This is a genomic window from Bradyrhizobium sp. WD16 (genome assembly GCF_024181725.1).
GTDB lineage: Bacteria > Pseudomonadota > Alphaproteobacteria > Rhizobiales > Xanthobacteraceae > Bradyrhizobium_A.
On the sequence record NZ_CP028908.1, the window covers coordinates 4,686,389 to 4,706,836 of the forward strand.

Genomic DNA, 20,448 nt, shown 5'->3' on the forward strand with positions numbered 1-20,448 from the left:
CCCGGCCGTGTGCTTGCCTTGTGCCGGGCGTGACGAGCGAAGGATCAGCAGTTCGTCATGGCCAGCGTGGCAGCTGGCGCATTACATCCGTCAGGACGCCGCCTGGCGCTGCGGCCGGCTGTCGCCTTCGAGGCGGGCGCGCATGGTGGCAGCGCTGTCCTTGGGCAGCAGGGTGACGATGGTGACGTGGGGCTCGACGCCCTTGTCGCGGCCGAGCCCGTGCAGGGTATGCCGCATGACGCTGGCGAGCCGCCGCGCGATCATGTGGGCCGTGCGCAGCTCGGTCTCGGTGAAGGCGACGAGCAGGCTGCCGTCGCTCTGCATGCAGGCGAAGTCCGCCTGGCGCTTGAGGCGGCTGAGGATGCGGGCGGCGTCGAACAGCATCCGGTTGGCGGCGCCGTCGAAGGCGAAGCGCGCGGCCGACAGGCTCGCGCCGCGTTGCTGGGCGTCGGTCGCGGCGGCGGCGAAATCGCGTTCGAACACCTCGGGCTGGAGCAGGCCGGTGCGCGGGTCGAGCAGGCCGCCGGCCTCGAGAGACTGCAGCGCACGGCCGAGCCGCGCCGCCAGCGCGTGCTGCCGGAACAGGCCGAGGGACTGCGCCGCCATCTCGGCGGCCGGCCCGCTGGCGAGTTCGAGATTGGCGAGTTGCGCGGAGGATGCGAAGGCGGCGGCCGAGCCGGTCAGCACGACGGGCAGATCGCGGAAGCGCGGATCGTCCGCCAGCACCGTCAGGAACGCTTCGACCACGCGCGGGCTGAATCCGTCGCCGACGACGATGCCATCGAGGTCGCGGCTGTTGAGGTGCTTGGCCGCGATCTCGATGCTGAGCGCGCCGATCACGCCGACCCGCTCGCCGAGCGCGATCGACAGCGCCGGGTAGGACGCGCCGCGGCCGAGCAGCAGGACGCTCGCATCGGCGAGCGGATCGCTGTCGGGCAGGGCGGGCAAGGCATCGGCGCCGGCGTGACGGCGGAGCACCGCCGCATGAAGGGTGCGCACCCGCAGTGCCGCCGTCAGACGGGCGTCGAGCCGCGCAAGGCCGTTGGGGGCGGCGAAGGGAATGAGATTGGACGCCCATTGTCCGGGCGTCGGGTTGACGGCGATCAGCGGCACATAGGGCGCCAGCGCGTCGACGGCCGAGGCGAATGCGGCGACGGTCGCGGCATCGGCCTCGTTGTCGGTGACGAGCACGGCGGCCGGCTGCACCCGTGCCAGCGCCTGTAGCGCTTCATCCCAGGTGGCTTCGATCAGGGGGAACGTCTGCAGCGCGTTGAGCGCGACGGACCAACCGTCGTCGGGGCGGCCGATCCGCAGAAGGGGAGCTTGTTGCGACATGGTGCAGGCGGCGAACGGCTCTGGGCGCAAGCGATCACGAAGGCCCGCAGGTTAGCGCCGCAGCCTTAATGGCGCGTCAACAGGAAAGCGCAACTTTGCGCTTTCACTCCACTAGCTTGAGCGATCGCGAAAGGCCTCGACCATCAGCGGGTTGAGCCCCAGGGCGGCCAAGGCCTCGCGGGCCCGGGCATTGTCGCTGGCGCGGCCGGCGAGACGATAGCCGCTCATGCGGTCGGGAAGCGCCGTGAGCATCGCGCCCTGGGCCAGTCGCTTGGCCCATTCCTGCAGGTCGTTGGCGAGGAAGCGATAGCCGCCGACCGCCATCAGGCCCGAGGGCGGCGCTGTGATGCAGAGCGCGCCGGTGGCGCGGTCGCGCCGCGCGGCATAACCGGTGTCGACATGATCGGCGGGCGCCGAGCGGGCCGCAGGTGAATCGGCCGTCGGCCGGTAGGCGGCGATCGGCACCATCGGGCCGCGCAGCCCCAGGGTGCCGCGCGGCGTGACGATGGTGTCGCCGGCGATCGTCGCGCCGGGCAGGTCGCGCGGCGCGCCAAAGGGCCCGGGTTGCAGCACGGCGGGCAGGCCGTCTTCGGCCCGGCGCGCGCCGAACAGCCCGATCTCGCCGAACAGGTAGACGTCGGTCAGTGTCGCGGCGCCGTGGCGCCATTCGGCGCTCGACAGCACCTGTTCGGGCGCGCGCCACAGGCCGATGGCCTGGCGCAGCGACGGCAGATCCGCCAGCGCGCCGCTCTCGGTCAGGCGCATCAGCAACGGCGCCGGCGCGATCAGGGTGGTGCAGGATTCCTCGGCCAGTTGCTGGCAGAGCAGATCCGCATCGAAGGGGTGGTGCAGGGCGAGCGTGCCGCCGCTCAGCAGCCACGTCACCAGCGACGACGACAGCCCGGCAAAGGACGAGGGGTGCATCGCCGAGACCAGTGTGCCGCCCGGGCTGACGCCCGCTTCGAGGAAGATGGCGATGCCGCCGGCGGTGAGGTGAAAATGGCTGCGTGGAATGGCCCGCGGCCCCTCCGGCGTCACGTCGAAGCTGATCAGGGCGGTGCGGCGGGCGTCGGGCAGCGGCAGCGGCGCGGCGCCATCCGGGGCGGCGTGGATGTCGAGCGGGATCATGCCCTCGGGCAGATCGCGGCCGAAGCCGAACACGCAGCGGATGGAGAACGCTTCCACCGCGGCATTCATGGCGAGGTCGGCATGATCGACGCCGTCGATGCCGGCGGCGGTGACGATCGCCCGGGCGCTGGTGCGGTTGAGCGCCGCCGAAAGATCGGCCTGGCGCCAGAGCTGCGGCAGCAGCGCCACGACCAGCCCGGCCCGCATCGCCGCGAGCACCGTGAGGTGGAATTCGATGGTGTTGGGCAGCTGGATGGCGATCACCGAACCGACCGGCAGGCCGGCGGCGATGAACTGGCCGGCCAGGGCGGTGACGGCGCGGTCGGCCTCGATGTAGGTGAGGGCGGTGGGCGCTTCGCCGGTGATCCGGCGCTTGTCCGGTGGATCGATCAGCGCGGGCACGTGGGGCTGGCGCGCGACGCTGCGGCGAAAGATGTCGTCGAGCGAAGGCGGCGCCGGCGGCGCGCCTGAAGATCCGGATTTAGCTTCGCTGCGTTCCGACACCCGATGCGTCCGATGATCCGGCGGAATGGCAATGATCCGGTGAATCGATCCGGAGGATATTGCGTTTCCGCTCAAGCCCCGACCCGGCCGTCCGCCCCGGCAGCCGCGCTCAGTTGGCGCGCTGACTCGCGGCGGATGGGGGCCGCTGCCACCACGTCTCCGGCAGATTGCCGCTCAACGCCGTGGCCTTTGGGTGTTCTATCCGATTCCATCGGGCGATCCATTGCTTGTCGATGTCAAAGAGCGGGATGGCGTAGAAGCCGGACATCAGGACGCGGTCGAGGGCGCGGACCGCGGCGACGAAGGCCGGCCGGCCGCGAGCCTCGAGCATGGCGGCGATCATGGCGTCGATGGCGGGCTCGCGAACGCCCATGTAGTTGCGCGTTCCCGGCGTGTCGGCAGCGGCGCTGCTCCAGTAGAAATTCTGCTCGTTGCCGGGCGACAGCGACTGGTCCCAGCGGTTCTGGATCATGTCGAAATCATAGGCGAGGCGGCGCTGCTCGAACTGCGCGGCATCGACCACGCGCACATTGAGCGCGATCCCGGCGCGGCGGACATCGCGCTGGAAGGCGAGGGCGATGCGCTCCTGCTCGCGGGTGGTGACGAGAAGCTCGAAGGCGAGCGGCGCCCCGGTGGCGCGATTGCGCAAGCTGGTGCCCTTGAGCTCATAGCCGGCCGCCGCCAGCAGGGCGAGCGCGGCGCGGAGATTGTCGCGGTCGCGGCCCGAGCCGTCGCTCGCCGGCAGGCGGAAGCTGCCGTCGAGGACCGCGGGCGCGACCGCCTCGGGAAAGGCGCCGAGCAGTCGCCGCTCGAGCGGGCCGGCCGGGATGCCGTAGGCGGAGAGTTCGGACGAGGCGAAATAGCCGCCGGAGCGGCTGTACAGCCCGAAGAAGTAGTTGCGGTTGATCCAGTCGAAATCGAACAGCAGCGTCAAGGCCTGGCGGACGCGGATATCGCTGAAGATGGCGCGGCGGGTGTTGAAGACGAGGAATTCGGACGGCGCCGGCAGGCCGGTCTTGATCTCTTCGCGGATCACCTCGCCGCGGCGCGCCGCCGGAAAGTCGTAACCTTCGTGCCAGCGCAGCGGATCGGTCTCGACCCGCATGTCGACGAGGCCGCGCTTGAAAGCCTCGAACGCCCCGTTGGCGTCGCGGAAGTAGTCGACGCGGACCTCGTCGAAATTCCACAGGCCCCGGTTCACGGCGAGATCGCGTCCCCAATAGTCCGGGTTGCGGCTCAGCATTACGCTGGCACCCGGATTGACGGCCGTGACGCGGTAGGGGCCCGAACCGAGGGGCGCTGCGAGCGTCGTCTCCTCGAAACGATCGGCGTCGACGGCATGCTTCGGCAGGATCGGCATCAGGCCGAGGATCAGCGGCAATTCACGGTCGGGAGCGCCGCCGAAGTCGAAGCGCACCGTCAGGCGGTCGAGGGCCTCGGCCCGCGCCACCTTGGCGTAATACATGCGGTGGTTGGGCCGGCCGTGGTCGCGCAGCAGCCGCCACGAGAACAGCACGTCGTCGGCCTCGACCGCCCTGCCGTCGGCGAAGCGGGCGCGCGGATCGATATGGAACGTGACATGGCTGCGGGCGTCGTCGGTCTCCAGGCTCTCGGCGAGCAATCCGTACAGCGTGAAGGGCTCGTCCTGGCCGCGGGTCAGAAGACTTTCGATCACATAACCGCGAATTTGCTGTACCGCGAGGCCGCGCACGATCAGGGGATTGAGGCTGTCGAAGGTGCCGATCAGGCCGAACACCAGACGGCCGCCCTTGGGCGCTGTGGGGTCGGCATAGGGCCAATGGACGAAACCGGCGGAAAGTGCCGGGGTCCCCTGCATGGCGATGCCGTGCATCGGCTCGGATGAGGCCGTGGTGGCGCTCAGGCAGGAGGCGATCAGCGCCAGGACGGCCGCGGTCGCAGTCCAAGTGCTGCCGGGGCGGAGACGAAGCCGCCGCCGGGCAGGTGCTTTCGTAGCGGCGTGGAGCGATTCGGAGGTGGCCACGTCCTGACATTAACATGGGGCAGAAAGCCGTGCCTGTCGCAGGCAAAACGGGCCGCTGCCATTGATCTTTTCGCCTGTGGCTGTATGAAAGCGCGGCGACGAGGGCGCCTCGCCCGGTCACGCTATAGCCTTATTTGCCACCGAGACAGCCGCCGATCGTGGGGGATGTTCGCTGGCGTCAGCGGTTTCGATACCACGATTTAGAAAGGGTCTTCCGCAATGAATTTTCGACTCTTCGCCGCGCAGGCCCTGCCGCGCGGGCGGGTTTTGGCGGCGCTGGCGGCCGCGGCAATGACCGTTTCGGCCGCCTCTGCCCAGCAGCCCCCCGCGGCTCCCAAGGTGGCCCCGAAGGCCGCTCCCAAGGCGGCGCCGAAGGCCGCTCCGGCCGCCGCACCGCAGCAGCAGGCAGCGCCCGCGGCTCCGGCCCAGCAGCCCGCTGACCAGCAGGTCCAGCTGATCTACGCCCCCTGGACCAAGTTCTGCCTCAAGGGCCAGGACGCCAACGCCAAGCAGATCTGCTTCACCGGCAAGGATGGCCGCATCGAGTCCGGCCAGCCCGTGGTCGCCGCGGTGATCATCGAGCCGGAAGGCGAGCCGAAGAAGATCCTGCGCGTGACGCTGCCGCTCGGCATGCAGCTCGTCCACGGTACCCGGGTGATCGTCGACAACAATGCGCCGATGCAGAGCCCCTATGTGATCTGCTTCGCCAATGGCTGCATGTCCGACTACGAGGCGACGCCGGATCTGATCGCGAACATGAAGAAGGGCCAGAACCTGGTCGTTCAGGCCATCAACTCGAACGGCGCGCCGCTGACCCTGCCGCTGCCGCTGGGCGAGTTCGCCAAGGCCTATGACGGTCCGCCGACCGACCCGAAGGTCTTCGAGGAAAATCAGAAGAAGCTTCAGGAAGAGCTGCAGAAGCGCGCCAACGAGGCTCGCGCCAAGCTCGAGGCGGCGCAGCCGCCGGCCGCCAGCGCGACGCCGCCGAAGTAAGCGACAACGCCATCAAAGACGAAGAAAAAAGGCGCGCAGCGATGCGCGCCTTTTTTCTTGGCCGGCGGATCGCCGAGCGGCGGCGGCCGAAGGGGCGAGGGCGCGCCCCGGCGCGCCATCGCTTCAGCTCAGCGCTTCAATTCAGCGTGGAGTTGCGCGGGCGATAGCCGCCGGTCCTGTCCCTGATGAAGGTCTCGGCCACCTGGGAGTGGCGGATCGGTTCGCCGGAATTGTCGGGCAGCAGGTTCTGCTCGGAGACGTAGGCGATGTATTCGCTCTCCGCATTCTCGGCGAACAGGTGGTAGAACGGCTGGTCCTTGCGGGGCCGGACGTCTTCCGGGATCGACAGCCACCATTCCTCGGTGTTGTTGAACTCCGGATCGATGTCGAACACCACGCCGCGGAATGAGAAGATCCGGTGACGGACGATCTGGCCGATCTGGAACTTGGCGGTACGCGCTTTGATCATGATCGTCGAATAGACCAGGATCGCCGGGGATGCTAGTGCGGTGGATCTGACGCTCGTTTCAATATTGCAGCGAGTTCTTCGAACGCGCGTCAGATGAGGCTTGCCGCAAAGGCGGTAGGCAATTGCGAGACGCCACACTAGGGGCTAGGGCTGCGCCCGCGTCCCGTCGCCGAAGGGCCCCTTAACGACTTCATCCAGAATCGCCAAAGCGCTACCTATCCTCATGATAGATATCATGAATCTGGCTCTGCCCTATTTCGGGCTGATCTTCGTCGGCTATGCCTGCGGCAAGTTCAGGGGACTGCCCGAAGCCGGGCTCGCCTGGATGAATTTCTTCCTGCTCTACGTCTCGTTACCGGCGCTGTTTTTCCGCATCCTGGCCAAGACCCCGTTTGCCGAACTCAACAATCTGCCCTTCGTGGTGGCGACCACGACGGCCACTGCGATCGCCTTCGGCCTCGCCGCGATCGGCGGCCGGCTGATCGGCCGGCTGACCCTGCGCGAGGCGACCATGGCGGGCCTCGCCGGCGGCTATGGCAACATCGGCTACATGGGACCGGGGCTGGCGCTGGCGACCCTCGGGGTCAAGGCGACCGCGCCGGTGGCACTGATCTTCTGCTTCGACACCATCCTGCTGTTCTCGCTGGCGCCAGCCCTGACCGCGCTCGGCGCCGGCGTCTCGCGCTCGCTGCCGCACACCGTGTTCTCGGTGATGAAGCAGATTCTGCTGCATCCCCTGATCGTTGCCGCCTATTGCGGGGCGATCGCCGCGGCCAGTCATTTTCAGCCGCCGGTCGCCATCGACAGCATGCTGCAATTCCTGCAGTCGGCGGCGGCGCCTGTCGCGCTGTTCGCGCTCGGGGTCACGGTGGCGCTGCGGCCGTTCGAGCGGGTGCCCTGGGAAGTGCCGGGATTGATCGCGATCAAGACGGTGCTGCACCCCCTGATCGTCTACGGCCTGCTGCTGCTGCTCGGCCCGTTCGTGCCGGAGTGGTCGGCGACAGCCATCCTGATGGCCTCGCTGCCGCCGGCGCTCAACGTCTTCGTCATCGCCCGGCAATACAACGCCTGGGTCGAGCCGGCCTCGGCGGCCGTGCTGCTCGGCACCTTCGTGTCGGTGGTGACGCTGACCAGCGTGATGTGGGCGCTGAAGACGGGGCAGATCGCGCTGCCCTGAACCTAGTGTGGCGTCTCGCAATTGCCTATGCCCTTTGCGGCAAGCCCCTGTAGGCAATTGCGAGACATAAGCCGCACTAGCGTTTTGATTTTGCTAGTGTCCCGATGTCTCCGAATGACCGTGCGAGGGTGAGGCAAATGAAGCGGTAATTCGGAGGCAGGACACTAAGGCCTGTCCTCAATTGAGCCAGATGATAACCGCCGCGAGGTTGATTGCGGCGAGGAAATTTCTGGCGGTTTTGTCGTAGCGGGTAGCGATGGCGCGGTATTGCTTGAGCTTGCAGAAGAAATTCTCGATGAGATGGCGTGCCTTATAGGCGTGCTTGTCGAAATCGCGCTGGAGCTGCCGGTGGCGCCTGGGCGGGATCACGACCGACTTTCCCCGTGCCAGCAAAGGGGCAATCACCCGTTCGTCGGCGTCGAAGGCCTTGTCTGCCAATAAGGCGTCGGCCGCCATGTCGGGCAGCAGTGCATCGGCGCCCTCCAGATCATGGGCTTGGCCGGGCGTCAGGATGAAGTCCAGCGGATTGCCCAGGGCATCGACAAGCGCATGGATCTTGGTGCTCAGCCCGCCTTTGCTGCGCCCGATAGCTTGGTTTTCGCCGTCTTTTTTTGTGCGCCGGCACTGTGCTGATGCGCCCGCACGATCGTGCTGTCGATCATCGCGTACTCATTGTCGGCATCGCTCGCCAGCATCTTAAACAGCTTCTTCCACACCCCGCTCTTCGTCCAGCGCGAAAAACGCGTATGTATCTTGATCGGATCGCCGAAGCGTTCGGGCAAATCTCGCCAAGGGATCCCGGCTCGATAGCGGTAGATCACCGCTTCTACAAACAGCCGATTGTCTTTGGCCGTGACCCCTACATGCCCTTCACGTCCGGGCAAAATATCCTTGATCCTATCCCATTGATCGTCCCGAAGGGCGTAGCGGCGCATTTGGTCAGCTCCGAATCAGCTGACCGCCTATGAATCATGCGATAATCTGCTTGGGAATCCTCTAATTGAGGACAGGCTCTAGCATCATTATGATTTTAGTGCGGTTTTGGATCTGACGCGCGTTTGAAGAATTCGCTGCAATGCTGAAACGAGCGTCAGATCCACCGCACTCGTCGTGCCGGATCGCCGCGCCAAGTTTAGTGCGCGCGCCAGCCGGTGGCGAGGCCCTCGCGCATGGCGAGGCGGCGCAGCGGCCCGACGCGGCCGACCAGATGCATGCCCGCTGCGCGGAGCATCTGCGCGGGGAGGAAATCGGTGAGCAGCGAGCGGTTGGCGATGTCGATCGCCATCACGCGCATGCCGACATCGCCGCGGCGCGCGCGTCCATAGCGCGCCAGCACCGCATCGGAGCCGATGTCCTCGCCGCGATGCAGGGCCTCGCCGATGATGCGGGCGATGTCGCCGGCGTCGCGCACACCCATGTTGAGTCCCTGGGCGCCGACCGGAGGCGCCACATGGGCGGATTCCCCGACCAGCGCCGTGCGTCGCCGCCCGAATGTCTCCGCCTTCTCGAAAGCCAGCGGAAAGGCGTTGCGCGGACCGTCGATCCGCATGGCCCCGAGGATGGCATGGGAGCGGCGTTCGATCGCCGCCGACAGCGCGTTGTCGGCGAGCGCCAGCAGCCGCTGCGCCTCGGCGGGCCGGTTGATCCAGACGACGCCGCAGCGCTGGCCGGGCAGGGGCACGAAGACGCATTGGCCGACGGTGGTGTGAAATTCGGTCGAGACCTCGTTGTGCGGCCGGGAGTGGGCGACGTTGAAGGTTACGGCCACCTGGTCGAGAGGACGCCGTTCGATGGCGATGCCGGCGGCGGTCCGGCTCGGCGAATGCCGGCCGTCGGCCCCGACCAGCAGTCGCACGTGCAAGGCGGCGCCACCATGCGTGGCGATCGCAACCTCGTCATCGCCGCAGACGATCTTCGCGGCGTCGTCGTCGAACCGCGTCAGGTTGGCGAGTTCGGCGGCGCGTGCTTCCAGCGCCTCGACGAGATGCTGGTTCTCGATGTTGTAGCCGAACACGTCCTGGCCGATTTCCGCGCTGTGGAAGTCGACCTCCGGCGCGCGCACCAGGCGGCCGGTGTCGTCGATCAGGCGCATCACCCGGACGGCGCAGGCCTGGTGGACGCAACGTTCCCACACCCCGAGTTCCGTCAACAGATCGATCGAGGGGCCGAGCAGGGCGGTGGTGCGGTTGTCGCCGTAGGGTTGGCGGCGCGCCACCAGAGCCGTGCGGGCTCCGGCCAAGGCGAGGCCGACAGCCGCCACCAGGCCGGCCGGGCCGCCGCCGACAACGGCGGTATCGAAACGCACGGGTGCGATGGGAGCATCCATGAGCGCTGGTATAGGCTCCCTGCCGTGTCTGCGCAATTCTCTCCGGCGCGGGATCGCGGAACGCAGGCGAAGCGCGCGGCGGAAAGCCGCAAGACCGACTGTGCGCAGCCTGAATTTTCCTGCTAAGCAGCGAGCCGGGTGGTGGGCAGAGCGGATTTCGGATTCGAGACATCAGTGGAGCGACCTCGAGCCATGAAACCGCTGCCGACATCCGCACCTGAAGCTCCGAGCGCCGCCGCGCGGTTGCGCGCCTTCGCCGTTCATGTGCTCACAGCGCTGGGCGGCGGCATCGCGCTGCTCGCCCTGCTCGAGGCGGTGCGCGAACACTGGGCCGCGATGTTCGGCTGGCTCGGGCTGGCGCTCGTGATCGACGCCATCGACGGTCCGATCGCGCGCCGGCTGCAGGTCGCCGCCGTGCTGCCGGACTGGTCGGGCGATGTTCTCGACCTGGTCGTCGATTTCGTCACTTACGTCTTCGTCCCCGCTTACGCCGTCGCCGCCAGCGGACTGTTGCTGCCGATCGCGGCGCCGCTGATCGGCGGCGCCATCGTGGTGAGTGGTGCACTTTATTTCGCCGACCGGCGCATGAAGGCCGAGGACAATCATTTCCGCGGCTTTCCGGCGCTGTGGAATGCCGCGGCCTTCTATCTCTTTCTGCTCAAGCCGCCGCCGCTCACCGGCAGCGTGCTGATGGCGCTGCTGGTGCTTTTGACCTTCGTGCCGTTCCACGTCATCCATCCGGTGCGCGTTGCGCGGCTGCGCAGCGTCAACCTGGCGCTGATGGCGCTGTGGGGCGTGCTGGCGCTGTTCGTCGTCATGCGCGATTTCGACGTGTCCGTCGTGGTGCGCACCGCGCTTTGCCTGATCGCCGCCTATGTGCTCGGCATCGACCTCGTGTTCCGACTGATGAAGCGGGTGGCCGCATGATCGAACTTATCGCCAGCCCCGAAGCCTGGGCTGCCTTCCTTACTCTGGTGGCGCTGGAGATCATTCTCGGCATCGACAACGTCATCTTCCTGTCGGTGCTGGTGTCGCGCATTCCGCGGGATCAGGCGCGGCGCGCCCGCCGGATCGGGCTGGCGCTGGCGCTGATCTTCCGCATCGCGCTGCTGTCGGTCCTGGTCTGGCTGATCGGACTGACAGAGCCGGTGTTCACGGTGCTCGGCCAGCCGTTGTCCTGGCGCGACCTCATCCTGATCGGCGGCGGATTGTTCCTGATCGCCAAGGCGACGCACGAGATTCACGGCGAGGTCGAGGGCAGCGGCGAGGAAGCGGCCGGGGAGGGCAGCGCCAAGGCCCGTGGCGCCTTCGCGCTGGTGATCCTCCAGATCATCATCATCGACCTCGTCTTCTCGCTGGACAGCATCATCACGGCCATCGGCATGGCGCAGGACCTCACCATCATGGTTGCCGCGGTCGTCGTTGCCGTCGCCGTGATGTACGTGTCGTCGGGGCCGGTCGCCGGCTTCGTCGAGCGCCATCCGACCACCAAGATGCTGGCGCTGGCATTTCTGGTGCTGATCGGCGTGGCGCTGGTGGCCGACGGTCTCGGCTTCCACATCCCGCGCGGCTATGTCTATTTCGCCATCGCCTTCGCCATGGCTGTGGAGAGTTTCAATATCCTCGCCCGGCGGGGGCGCGTCCGGAGGGAAACGGCGGAATAGGGCATGCCGCCGCCCCGAAAGCTTGCCCTGCCGACGGTCCCCGCCTAATGTTCCGGCAAATCCGATGGGAGTGTCGAATATGGTCAAGGCGGTACGTGTTCATCAGATCGGTGGGCCGGAGGTTCTGACCTACGAGGATATCGAGGTGCCGTCGCCGGGCCATGGCGAAGTCCGCATCCGCCAGCACGCCGTCGGCCTCAATTTCATCGACACCTATTTCCGTACCGGCCTCTACAAGGCGCCGGCGCTGCCTTTCATCGCCGGCAACGAGGCGTCCGGCGAGGTGATCTCGACCGGCCCCGGCGTCACCAATTTCCATCCCGGTGACCGCGTCGCCTATTACTTCAATCTCGGCGCCTACACATCCGAGCGCAACATCCCGGCGGAAAAGCTGGTGAAGCTGCCGGACATGATCTCCTATGAGCAGGGCGCGGTGCTGATGCTCAAGGGCCTCACCGTGTTCTACCTGCTGCACAAGACCTTCAAGGTCGAGCCGGGGCACCGGGTGCTGATCCACGCCGCCGCCGGCGGCATCGGCCTGCTCGCCTGCCAATGGGCCAAGGCGCTCGGCGCCAACGTGATCGGCACGGTGGGCTCGCGCGAGAAGGCGGAGCTGGCGCTCTCCAATGGCTGCGATCACGTCATCCTCTACAACGAGGAGGATTTCGTCGCGCAGGTGAAACAGATCAGCCGTAACGAACTCTGCGACGTGGTCTATGACGGCGTCGGCAAGACGACCTTCCCGGGCTCGCTGTCCTGTCTGCGGCCGCGCGGCCTGTTCGTCAGCTTCGGCAATGCCTCGGGTCCGGTGCCGCCGTTCTCGCTGCAGGAGCTCAACAACCATGGCTCGCTGTTCGCCACGCGTCCCAAGCTCAACGATTATATCCCCACCCGCCACGAACTGCTGGAAGGCGCCGACACGCTGTTCTCGGCGGTGATCAGCGGCAAATTGCACGTGCCGATCCATCACGCCTATGCGCTCAAGGACGCGCAGAAGGCCCACCATGACCTGGAGAGCCGGGTCACGGTCGGAGCGTCGATCCTGCGGCCGTAAAGGTACAGGTCGGCGACGGCCGGGACAACAGCCCGGCCGTGACGACGTCTCGCCGATGGAGAGCGCTCTTCACGCGACGCAGCGGGCGGCGCCGAGCCTGGTCAGCACCACGTCGAGGATGGCGATCATCTGATTGATCTCCTCGCGAGTGACGTTCAGCGCCGGCATCAGGCGCAGCGAGTCGGGCCGTGGCGCGTTGAGCAGCAGCCCGTCCCTGAGCGCCTCGGCCACCACCGCGGCGCCGATCGGCCGGCCGAGCTCGAGCGCCAGCAACAACCCGCGGCCACGCACCTCGCCGAGGCCGTGCCGCGCCGACAGCCGCTGCAATTCGCCCTCGAGCAGGCGTCCGGTCGCGGCGATGCCGGCCAGCACGTCGGGCTGCGCCAGATGATTGAGCACGACGAGGCCGGCGGCGCACATCAGCGGATTGCCGCCGAAGGTGCTGCCCTGGTCGCCGTGCTCGAAACATGACGCCGCGGCGGTGGCGAGCACCGCGGCGAGCGGCACGCCGCCGCCGATGCCCTTGCCGAGCGTCATGATGTCGGGCGCGATGCCGGCATGCTCATGGCCGAACAGCTTGCCGGTCCGGCCCATGCCGGTCTGGATCTCGTCGACGATCAGCAACAGACCGCGTGCGGCGGTGAGCGCCCGCAGCTCGCGCAGGAACTGGTCGGTGGCGGGCCACACGCCGGCTTCGCCCTGAATCGGCTCCAGCATCACGGCGACGGTGTTCGGTCCGATCAGGCGTTCGACCGAGGCGATGTCGTTGAGCTGGGCCTTCGGAAAGCCCGGCACCTTGGGCTCGAACAACGGCTCGAAGGCCTTCTTGCCGCAGGCCGACATGGTGGCGAGGGTGCGGCCGTGGAACGCGCCGTCGAAGGTGATGATCTCGAAGGCGCCGCCCCGATGCAGCGCGCCGTATTTGCGGGCGAGCTTGATGGCCCCTTCGTTGGCCTCGGCGCCCGAATTGGTGAAATAGACCTCGTCGAACGCGCTGTTCGCGACCAGCGCCGCGGCGAGCTCCAGGCTCGGCGCATTGTAATAGGCCGGGCTCGGCGTCAACAGCTGGCGCGCCTGGTGGGCGAGCGCATCGGCGACGAGCGGCGGCGAATGGCCGAGGCAGTTCACCGCCCAGCCCTGGACGAAGTCGAGATAGCGGCGACCATCGGCATCCCGCAGAAAAGCGCCGTCGCCTTTGACGAAGACGATCGACGGCCGCGCGGTGACGTCCATCAGGGCGTCGAAGGCGTAGTGAGGGCTGGTCATGCTGGGCTCCAATGCTGCGGGGGAAAAATGCCGGCCAAAACGCGCAAAGGCCGCACTTGAGGTGCGGCCTTTTGCGAAAACGGGCTGAGGATCAGGTCAGCTTGGTCGTCGGACAGGGCGCGCACGGTCGTCGTCGCAGGCGCGACGGCGGCGGGCGGCTCGGAAAAGGGTCCGGGTGAACGACATGGGCGCGCGATATAGCGGAAGCGGGCGCGCTGTCAAGCGTGCGGTTTAGAAACCGGCGGCGCTGCCGTGGAGGTCGTAGGCGTCGGCGCGCTCGATCTTCACCGTGACGATCTCGCCGACCCTGAGCGGCCGACGGCTGCTGACATGGACGCTGCCGTCGATCTGCGGCGCGTCGGCCCTGGAGCGGCCCTTGGCCACGGTCGGGCCGACCTCGTCGATGATCACCTGCTGGCGGGTGCCGACCTTGCGCTTGAGCCGCCGCGCCGAGATCTTCTGCTGGCGCGCCATCAGCGCATTCCAGCGCTCGGTCTTGATCTCCTCGGGCACCTGGCCGGGCAGCGCGTTGGACGCGGCGCCGGCCACCGGCTCGTATTTGAAGGCGCCGACGCGGTCGATCTCGGCCTCGTCGAGCCAGTCGAGCAGTTCGGCGAACTCGGCGTCGGTCTCGCCGGGAAAGCCGACGATGAAGGTGGAGCGCAAGGCTAGGTCGGGGCACTGGGCGCGCCACGCCTTGATCCGCGCCAGCGTCCTGTCCTGCGCCGCCGGCCGCCGCATCTGCCGCAGCACCGCTTCGCTGGCGTGCTGGAACGGGATGTCGAGATAGGGCAGCACCTTGCCTTCGGTCATCAGGCCGATGACCTCGTCGACATGGGGGTAGGGATAGACATATTGCAGCCGGACCCAGGCGCCGAGTTCGCCGAGCTCGCGGGCGAGATCGAAGAAGCGGCTGCGGACCTCGCGGTCCTTCCAGAGCGCGGCGGCGTATTTCAGGTCGACGCCGTAGGCCGAGGTGTCCTGCGACACGACGAGGAGTTCCTTGACGCCGGCCTTCACCAGCCGTTCGGCCTCGCGCAGCACATCGTCGGCGGGACGCGACACCAGGTCGCCGCGCAGCTTGGGAATGATGCAGAAGGTGCAGCGATTGTTGCAGCCCTCGGAGATCTTCAAATAGGCGTAGTGGCGCGGCGTCAGCTTGATGCCCTGGGGCGGAACCAGATCGAGATGGGGATTGTGCGCCGGCGGAATCGCCCGATGCACGGCCGCGAGCACGCTCTCGTATTGCTGCGGTCCGGTGATCGACAGCACGCCGGGATACGCCGCCTCGATCTGCTCGGGTTCCGCGCCCATGCAGCCGGTGACGATCACCTTGCCGTTTTCGGCCATGGCGTCGCCGATGGCGGCGAGGGATTCCTGCTTGGCGCTGTCGAGGAAGCCGCAGGTGTTGACGATGACGAGGTCGGCGCCGTCGTGCTTGCGCGCGAGTTCATAGCCCTCGGCGCGCAGACGCGTGATGATGCGCTCCGAATCCACCAGGGCTTTCGGGCATCCAAGCGAAACGAAACTGACCTTCGGCGCGTCGGCCTTGTCCATGCGATCCTGTCCGGTTAGTGTCCTGAACTCGAACTTCGCCTGATCCTGCAGCGTCCTGTCGAGCGACTTTCGGATTCGAAAGGGCGCCGGCCGGGAATTGCGCACCAGGAATGCGCGATCCGGGATTTCCGAAGTCCCAGATTCTGCAGTCGAGGGTTCGAGAGAGAATGGATGGGGCTGGAGCTAGCCTTGATGCTGCACAATTTCAAGGCCGGTCGACCCATTGGCGTGCCGGGAGGCCCGGTCCTGAGGGCCGGCCGGGCCGGGAATACCGGCGGGCGCGCCCTGGTGCGACCGTGCGGCAGATGAAGCGGTCATTCGGAGACAGGACACTAGAGCACCTGGTGCGGTGGATCTGACGCTCGTATCAGTGTTGCAGCAAGCTCGTCATACGCGCGTCAGATCCAAAACCGCACTAGAATCATATTGATGCTGGTGTCCCCTTGTTTCCAACGTTCGTAGAAGCGCCTGCTGCAAGGGGATACGAAGGTTGGAAACGGGACGCTTGATCGAGCCGCTCCGGTGGCCAGATCAGGGAACGGACACCGGACGGATGAAGTGGAATTCGCCTCCTGCGCCCAGCGGGAGGACTTCGAGGCCGAGAGCGTGGAATGCCGGCAGACGCCGTCGTCAAGATCGTGATCGTCGACGAGAGCCCGATCCGCGCGGCCATCCTGCAGGAGGGCTTGCGCGAGGCCGGTTTCACGGCCGTCGAGCATATCAGCGAGATGCACAACCTGCTGGCCCGCATCTACGCCATCGATCCCGATGTGGTGGTGATCGATCTCGAAAATCCCAGCCGCGACGTTCTCGAGCAGATGTTCCAGGTCAGCCGCGCGGTCCGGCGGCCGATCGCCATGTTCGTCGACCAGAGCGACGCGGCCTCGATCCAGGCCTCGGTCGACGCCGGGGTGTCGGCCTATGTGGTCGACGGCCTCAAGAAGGAGCGGATCAAGCCGGTGATCGACCTGTGCATCTCACGCTTCAATGCCTTCGCCAGGCTGCAGGACGAGCTCGAGCGGACCAAATCGGCGCTTGAGGAGCGCAAGGTCATCGACCGCGCCAAGGGCATCCTGATGAAGGTCAAGAGCCTCACCGAAGACGAGGCCTATGTGCTGATGCGGTCGACCGCGATGCGCGAGAAGAAGAAGATCGCCGACATCGCTCAGTCGATCATCACCGCGGCGGAGATGTTGAAATGACCGACCAGCCCCTGCGCATCGGATTCATTCCGCTGATCGACGCCGCGGCCCTGATCGTCGCGGCGGACAAGGGCTTCGCCGCCGAGGAGGGGCTCAATCTCGTCCTGCATCGCGAGGTGTCATGGTCGAACGTGCGCGACAAGCTCAACATCGGGCTGTTCGATGCCGCCCATCTGCTGGCGCCGGTGGCCATCGCGTCCAGCCTCGGGCTCGGCCATATCAAGGTGCCGATCGTCGCGCCGTTCACGCTGGGGGTGAATGGCAACGCCATCTCGGTTTCGCCGGCGCTTCATGATGCGCTGATGGCGCAGCTCGCCGGCGATCCGGCCGATCCGATGGCGACAGCCAAGGCGCTCGCGGCCGTCGTGGCGGCGCGTCGCCGCGAGGGCCGCGAGCCGCTCACCTTCGGCATGACCTTTCCGTTCTCGACCCACAATTACCAGCTCCGCTTCTGGATGGCGGCGGGCGGCGTCGACCCGGACGAGGACGTCCGCCTCGTGGTGCTGCCGCCGCCCTACATGGTGGATAGCCTGGCGAACGGCCATGTCGACGCGTTCTGCGTCGGCGCGCCGTGGAATTCCGTCGCCGTCGATCTCGGCATCGGCCGCATCCTGCATTTCGTCTCGGAGATCCTGGTGCGGGCGGCGGAGAAGGTGCTGGCGGTCCGCGAGGCCTGGGCCGATGAGCATCCGGACACGCTGGCGGCGCTGGTGCGCGCCTGCCATCGCGCGGCGATGTTCATCGAGGACAATCGCGGCGAGGCGGCCGATATCCTGGCGCGTCCCGACCGCGTCGGTGTGGCGGCCGAGGTGATCCTTCGCACCCTCGATGGCCGGCTGAAGATCGCGCGCGACGGCGCAGTGCGCTCGAGCGAACGCTATTTGCTGGTTGGGCGCGAGGGCGCCGCGCGTCCCGACCCGGTGCAGGCGGCCTGGCTCTATGCCCAGATGGTGCGCTGGGGGCAGGCGAAGTTGTCGGCGGACGCGCTCGCGACGGCGAAGGCGGTGTTCCGGCCCGACCTTTATGATCGTGCGCTGGGGACGATTGCGAAACCGTCGCACACGGTTGCCGACGGCATCGGCGCTTTCACCGGGCCGCTGTTCGATCCCGCCGACATCGAGGGTCATCTCGCAGCCTTCGCCATCCGGCATCGCGCCGGCTGATCGCCGTTTCGTTGCCCGCCTAATTTTCACGCGCTGCACAAAAATCCGGCGTCGCTGCCGCCCCGCGCGTCAGGACGCCGTCGGGGATGCTTGCGCATGATGCGCGGCATCGCTGCGAAAACAATCGCTTACGACGAAATGGGGCTTGGCACGGAGTTTGAATAACTGGTGCAGGCCGAGACGAAGGCCGACGGGTCCATTGAGGGACCATGCAGCAATGCCGCTGTCCGAAACCGCGCAATCGCGAGGGATCGGGGCGGCATTTTTCGTTTCAGGCGCTGTCTTTCGCGCGACCGCGGCAATCCAACACGAGGACACTGGAGACGATGACGAAGACCACGACGCAGGGATCTCGCCGCATCAGCCGGCGCACGCTGTTGAAGGCCGGTGCGGGCAGCGCGGCGCTGCTGGCCTCGTTGCGACTGAATTTTCCGGGTGGAGCCTTCGCGGCGGCCGCGGGTCCCGAGGTCAAGGGCGCCAAGCTCGGCTTCATCGCGCTGACCGATGCCGCGCCGCTGTTCGTGGCGAAGGAGAAGGGCATCTTCGCCAAATACGGCATGCCCGACGTCGAGGTGCAGAAGCAGGCCTCCTGGGGCACGACGCGCGACAATCTCGTCCTCGGCTCCGAGGGCAACGGCATCGACGGCGCCCATATCCTCACGCCGATGCCCTACCTGATCTCCTCCGGCAAGGTGACGCAGAACAACGTGCCGACGCCGATGTACATCCTCGCGCGTCTCAACCTCAACGGCCAGTGCATCTCCGTCGGCAAGGAGTATTCCGACCTCAAGGTCGGCCTCGATACCGCGCCGTTCAAGGTCGCGCTCGAGAAGAAGAAGGCTTCGGGCAAGGCGGTGAAGGCCGCCATGACCTTTCCGGGCGGTACCCACGACCTGTGGATCCGCTACTGGCTCGCCGCCGGCGGCATCGACCCCGACAAGGACATCGAGACCATCGTGGTGCCGCCGCCGCAGATGGTGGCGAACATGAAGGTCGGCACCATGGACTGCTTCTGCGTCTGCGAGCCGTGGAACCTGCAGCTCATCCATCAGCAGATCGGCTACACCGCGCTCACCACCGGCGAACTCTGGGACAAGCATCCGGAGAAGTCGTTCGCGCTGCGCGCAGCCTATGTCGACAAATATCCGCGGGCGGCCAAGGCGCTGCTGATGGCGGTGATGGAAGCCCAGCAGTATTGCGAGAAGATGGAGAACCGCGACGAGGTCGCCGCGATCTGCGCCAAGCGCCAGTGGATCAACGTGCCGGTCGAGGACGTCACCGACCGCATGAAGGGCAGGTTCGACTACGGCACCGGCCGCGTCGTCGAGAACAGCCCGCAGCAGATGCGGTTCTGGGCCGACCACGCCTCCTATCCGTTCCAGAGCCATGACCTCTGGTTCATGACCGAGGACATCCGCTGGGGCAAATACGAGGGCGGCTTCGACTCCAAGGCGCTGATAGCCGAGGTCAATCGCGAAGACCTGTGGCGCGACGCGGCCAACGAACTCGGCGTCGCCGCATCCGACATTCCCGCCTCGAAATCACGCGGCAAGGAGACCTTCTTTGACGGCAAGGTGTTCGATCCCGAAGATCCCGCCGCCTACCTCAAGTCGCTCAGCATCAAGCGCATCGAGGCCTGAACGCGCGCGACGGATCGCCCCCGGGACGGGCGGTCCGTCTCCCACCGATTTTTCCTGGAGACCTGCTCGATGACCATGCCCGCATTCAACAGCGAGCCTGTCCTGACCCGGCCGGAGCCGGTTGCCGCGCCGATCCTGACCCTGCCGAAGAAGCCGGTATCGCTGAAGGTGCCGCTGATCCGCGCGCTGAAATCAGCCGCGACGCGCGTCGTCCCGCCGGTCATCGTCATCGCCCTGATGATGCTGGTCTGGGAGCTGCTGTGCCGCAAGGCCGGCGCGACGCTGCCGCCGCCGTCGCGTGTGCTGCGCGACACCCGCGACCTCATTCTCCACCCGTTTTTCGACAACGGCGGCATCGACAAGGGGCTGTTCTGGCACCTCTCGGCCAGCCTGCAGCGCGTTGCCCTGGGCTATTCGCTGGCCGCGATCGCCGGCATCGCGCTCGGCACCCTGGTCGGCCAGTCGGTCTGGGCGATGCGCGGCCTCGATCCGATCTTCCAGGTGCTGCGCACCATTCCGCCGCTCGCCTGGCTGCCGCTGTCGCTCGCCGCATTCCGCGACGGCCAGCCGTCGGCGATCTTCGTGATCTTCATCACCTCGATCTGGCCGATCATCATCAACACCGCGGTCGGCATCCGCAACATCCCGCAGGACTACCGCAACGTCGCCGCGGTGGTGCAGCTCAATCCGCTCGAATTCTTCACCAAGATCATGGTCCCGTCCGCGGCGCCCTACATCTTCACCGGCCTGCGCATCGGCATCGGCCTGTCGTGGCTCGCCATCGTCGCGGCCGAGATGCTGATCGGCGGCGTCGGCATCGGCTTCTTCATCTGGGACGCGTGGAATTCCTCGCACATCAGCGAGATCATCCTGGCGCTGTTCTATGTCGGCATCATCGGCTTCGTGCTCGACCGCCTGATCGCGCTGCTCGCCGCCGTCGTCACCCGCGGCACCGCGACCAACTGAGG

At 66.9% G+C, this 20,448-nt stretch carries 17 protein-coding genes; 9 read left to right on the forward strand and 8 right to left on the reverse strand.

What is annotated here, in order from left to right:
- Window positions 1-90 precede the first annotated feature (90 nt).
- The 3 genes from DB459_RS21670 to DB459_RS21680 all read right to left on the reverse strand — a co-directional run bounded on the left by DB459_RS21670 (window position 91) and on the right by DB459_RS21680 (window position 4,870).
- Entirely contained in the window at window positions 91-1,335 is a 1,245-nt protein-coding gene (locus DB459_RS21670) for a GGDEF domain-containing protein (protein WP_253707662.1), read from the reverse strand.
- A 111-nt stretch (window positions 1,336-1,446) separates the two neighbouring features.
- Window positions 1,447-2,967, reverse strand: coding sequence for a class I adenylate-forming enzyme family protein (locus DB459_RS21675; RefSeq protein WP_253707664.1), 1,521 nt, complete (start codon window positions 2,965-2,967; stop codon window positions 1,447-1,449).
- Between the two features lie 109 nt (window positions 2,968-3,076).
- On the reverse strand, window positions 3,077-4,870 hold the full coding sequence (locus DB459_RS21680) for an extracellular solute-binding protein (protein ID WP_253713657.1): 1,794 nt from the start codon (window positions 4,868-4,870) through the stop codon (window positions 3,077-3,079).
- Window positions 4,871-5,188: 318 nt separating this feature from the next.
- On the opposite strand from DB459_RS21680, the gene DB459_RS21685 reads away from it, so the two are divergent.
- Complete coding sequence (locus tag DB459_RS21685) at window positions 5,189-5,962, forward strand: invasion associated locus B family protein (RefSeq protein ID WP_253707666.1); 774 nt, start codon at window positions 5,189-5,191, stop codon at window positions 5,960-5,962.
- Window positions 5,963-6,098: 136 nt separating this feature from the next.
- Here DB459_RS21685 and hspQ read toward each other — a convergent pair whose 3' ends face one another.
- Window positions 6,099-6,431 carry a heat shock protein HspQ gene (gene hspQ / locus DB459_RS21690; RefSeq protein WP_253707668.1) on the reverse strand — a complete coding sequence of 111 codons (333 nt, stop codon included), beginning with the start codon at window positions 6,429-6,431 and terminating at the stop codon, window positions 6,099-6,101.
- A 223-nt stretch (window positions 6,432-6,654) separates the two neighbouring features.
- Between hspQ and DB459_RS21695 the strand changes: the two genes are divergently transcribed.
- On the forward strand, window positions 6,655-7,608 hold the full coding sequence (locus DB459_RS21695) for an AEC family transporter (RefSeq protein WP_253707670.1): 954 nt from the start codon (window positions 6,655-6,657) through the stop codon (window positions 7,606-7,608).
- 177 nt (window positions 7,609-7,785) lie between these two features.
- Here the strand turns inward: DB459_RS21695 and DB459_RS21700 are convergent.
- Window positions 7,786-8,543, reverse strand: a protein-coding gene (locus DB459_RS21700) for an IS5 family transposase (RefSeq protein WP_253707673.1) whose coding sequence is annotated in 2 segments (ribosomal slippage) — window positions 7,786-8,213 and window positions 8,213-8,543 — 759 coding nt in all. Because the reading frame shifts where the segments join, the coding sequence is not laid out codon by codon here.
- A 197-nt stretch (window positions 8,544-8,740) separates the two neighbouring features.
- Window positions 8,741-9,934, reverse strand: a complete 1,194-nt coding sequence (locus DB459_RS21705) for a UbiH/UbiF family hydroxylase (protein ID WP_253707675.1) — start codon at window positions 9,932-9,934, stop codon at window positions 8,741-8,743.
- A gap of 192 nt (window positions 9,935-10,126) precedes the next feature.
- Here DB459_RS21705 and DB459_RS21710 point away from each other — a divergent pair, with 192 nt between their 5' ends.
- The 3 genes from DB459_RS21710 (at window position 10,127) to DB459_RS21720 (ending at window position 12,652) form a co-directional block, all read left to right on the forward strand.
- Window positions 10,127-10,861, forward strand: coding sequence for a phosphatidylcholine/phosphatidylserine synthase (locus DB459_RS21710; RefSeq protein ID WP_253707678.1), 735 nt, complete (start codon window positions 10,127-10,129; stop codon window positions 10,859-10,861).
- Entirely contained in the window at window positions 10,858-11,598 is a 741-nt protein-coding gene (locus DB459_RS21715) for a TerC family protein (protein ID WP_253707680.1), read from the forward strand. Before DB459_RS21710 ends, DB459_RS21715 begins: the two co-directional genes overlap by 4 nt.
- A gap of 79 nt (window positions 11,599-11,677) precedes the next feature.
- Window positions 11,678-12,652, forward strand: coding sequence for a quinone oxidoreductase (locus DB459_RS21720; RefSeq protein WP_253707682.1), 975 nt, complete (start codon window positions 11,678-11,680; stop codon window positions 12,650-12,652).
- A gap of 69 nt (window positions 12,653-12,721) precedes the next feature.
- Here DB459_RS21720 and DB459_RS21725 read toward each other — a convergent pair whose 3' ends face one another.
- Together DB459_RS21725 and rimO are read right to left on the reverse strand one after the other, a co-directional pair.
- Window positions 12,722-13,918, reverse strand: a complete 1,197-nt coding sequence (locus DB459_RS21725; protein WP_253707685.1) for an acetylornithine transaminase — start codon at window positions 13,916-13,918, stop codon at window positions 12,722-12,724.
- A 231-nt stretch (window positions 13,919-14,149) separates the two neighbouring features.
- Entirely contained in the window at window positions 14,150-15,475 is a 1,326-nt protein-coding gene (rimO, locus tag DB459_RS21730; protein ID WP_253707687.1) for a 30S ribosomal protein S12 methylthiotransferase RimO, read from the reverse strand.
- A 611-nt stretch (window positions 15,476-16,086) separates the two neighbouring features.
- Between rimO and DB459_RS21735 the strand changes: the two genes are divergently transcribed.
- The 4 genes from DB459_RS21735 to ntrB all read left to right on the forward strand — a co-directional run bounded on the left by DB459_RS21735 (window position 16,087) and on the right by ntrB (window position 20,446).
- Window positions 16,087-16,677, forward strand: coding sequence for an ANTAR domain-containing response regulator (locus DB459_RS21735; RefSeq protein ID WP_253707690.1), 591 nt, complete (start codon window positions 16,087-16,089; stop codon window positions 16,675-16,677).
- A complete protein-coding gene (locus DB459_RS21740; protein ID WP_253707692.1) occupies window positions 16,674-17,840 on the forward strand; it encodes an ABC transporter substrate-binding protein in 1,167 nt (388 codons plus the stop codon). The genes DB459_RS21735 and DB459_RS21740 overlap by 4 nt, the downstream gene beginning before the upstream one ends.
- A gap of 326 nt (window positions 17,841-18,166) precedes the next feature.
- On the forward strand, window positions 18,167-19,480 hold the full coding sequence (locus DB459_RS21745; protein WP_253707694.1) for a CmpA/NrtA family ABC transporter substrate-binding protein: 1,314 nt from the start codon (window positions 18,167-18,169) through the stop codon (window positions 19,478-19,480).
- A 69-nt stretch (window positions 19,481-19,549) separates the two neighbouring features.
- Window positions 19,550-20,446, forward strand: a complete 897-nt coding sequence (gene ntrB, locus DB459_RS21750) for a nitrate ABC transporter permease (RefSeq protein WP_253707696.1) — start codon at window positions 19,550-19,552, stop codon at window positions 20,444-20,446.
- Window positions 20,447-20,448 lie beyond the last annotated feature (2 nt).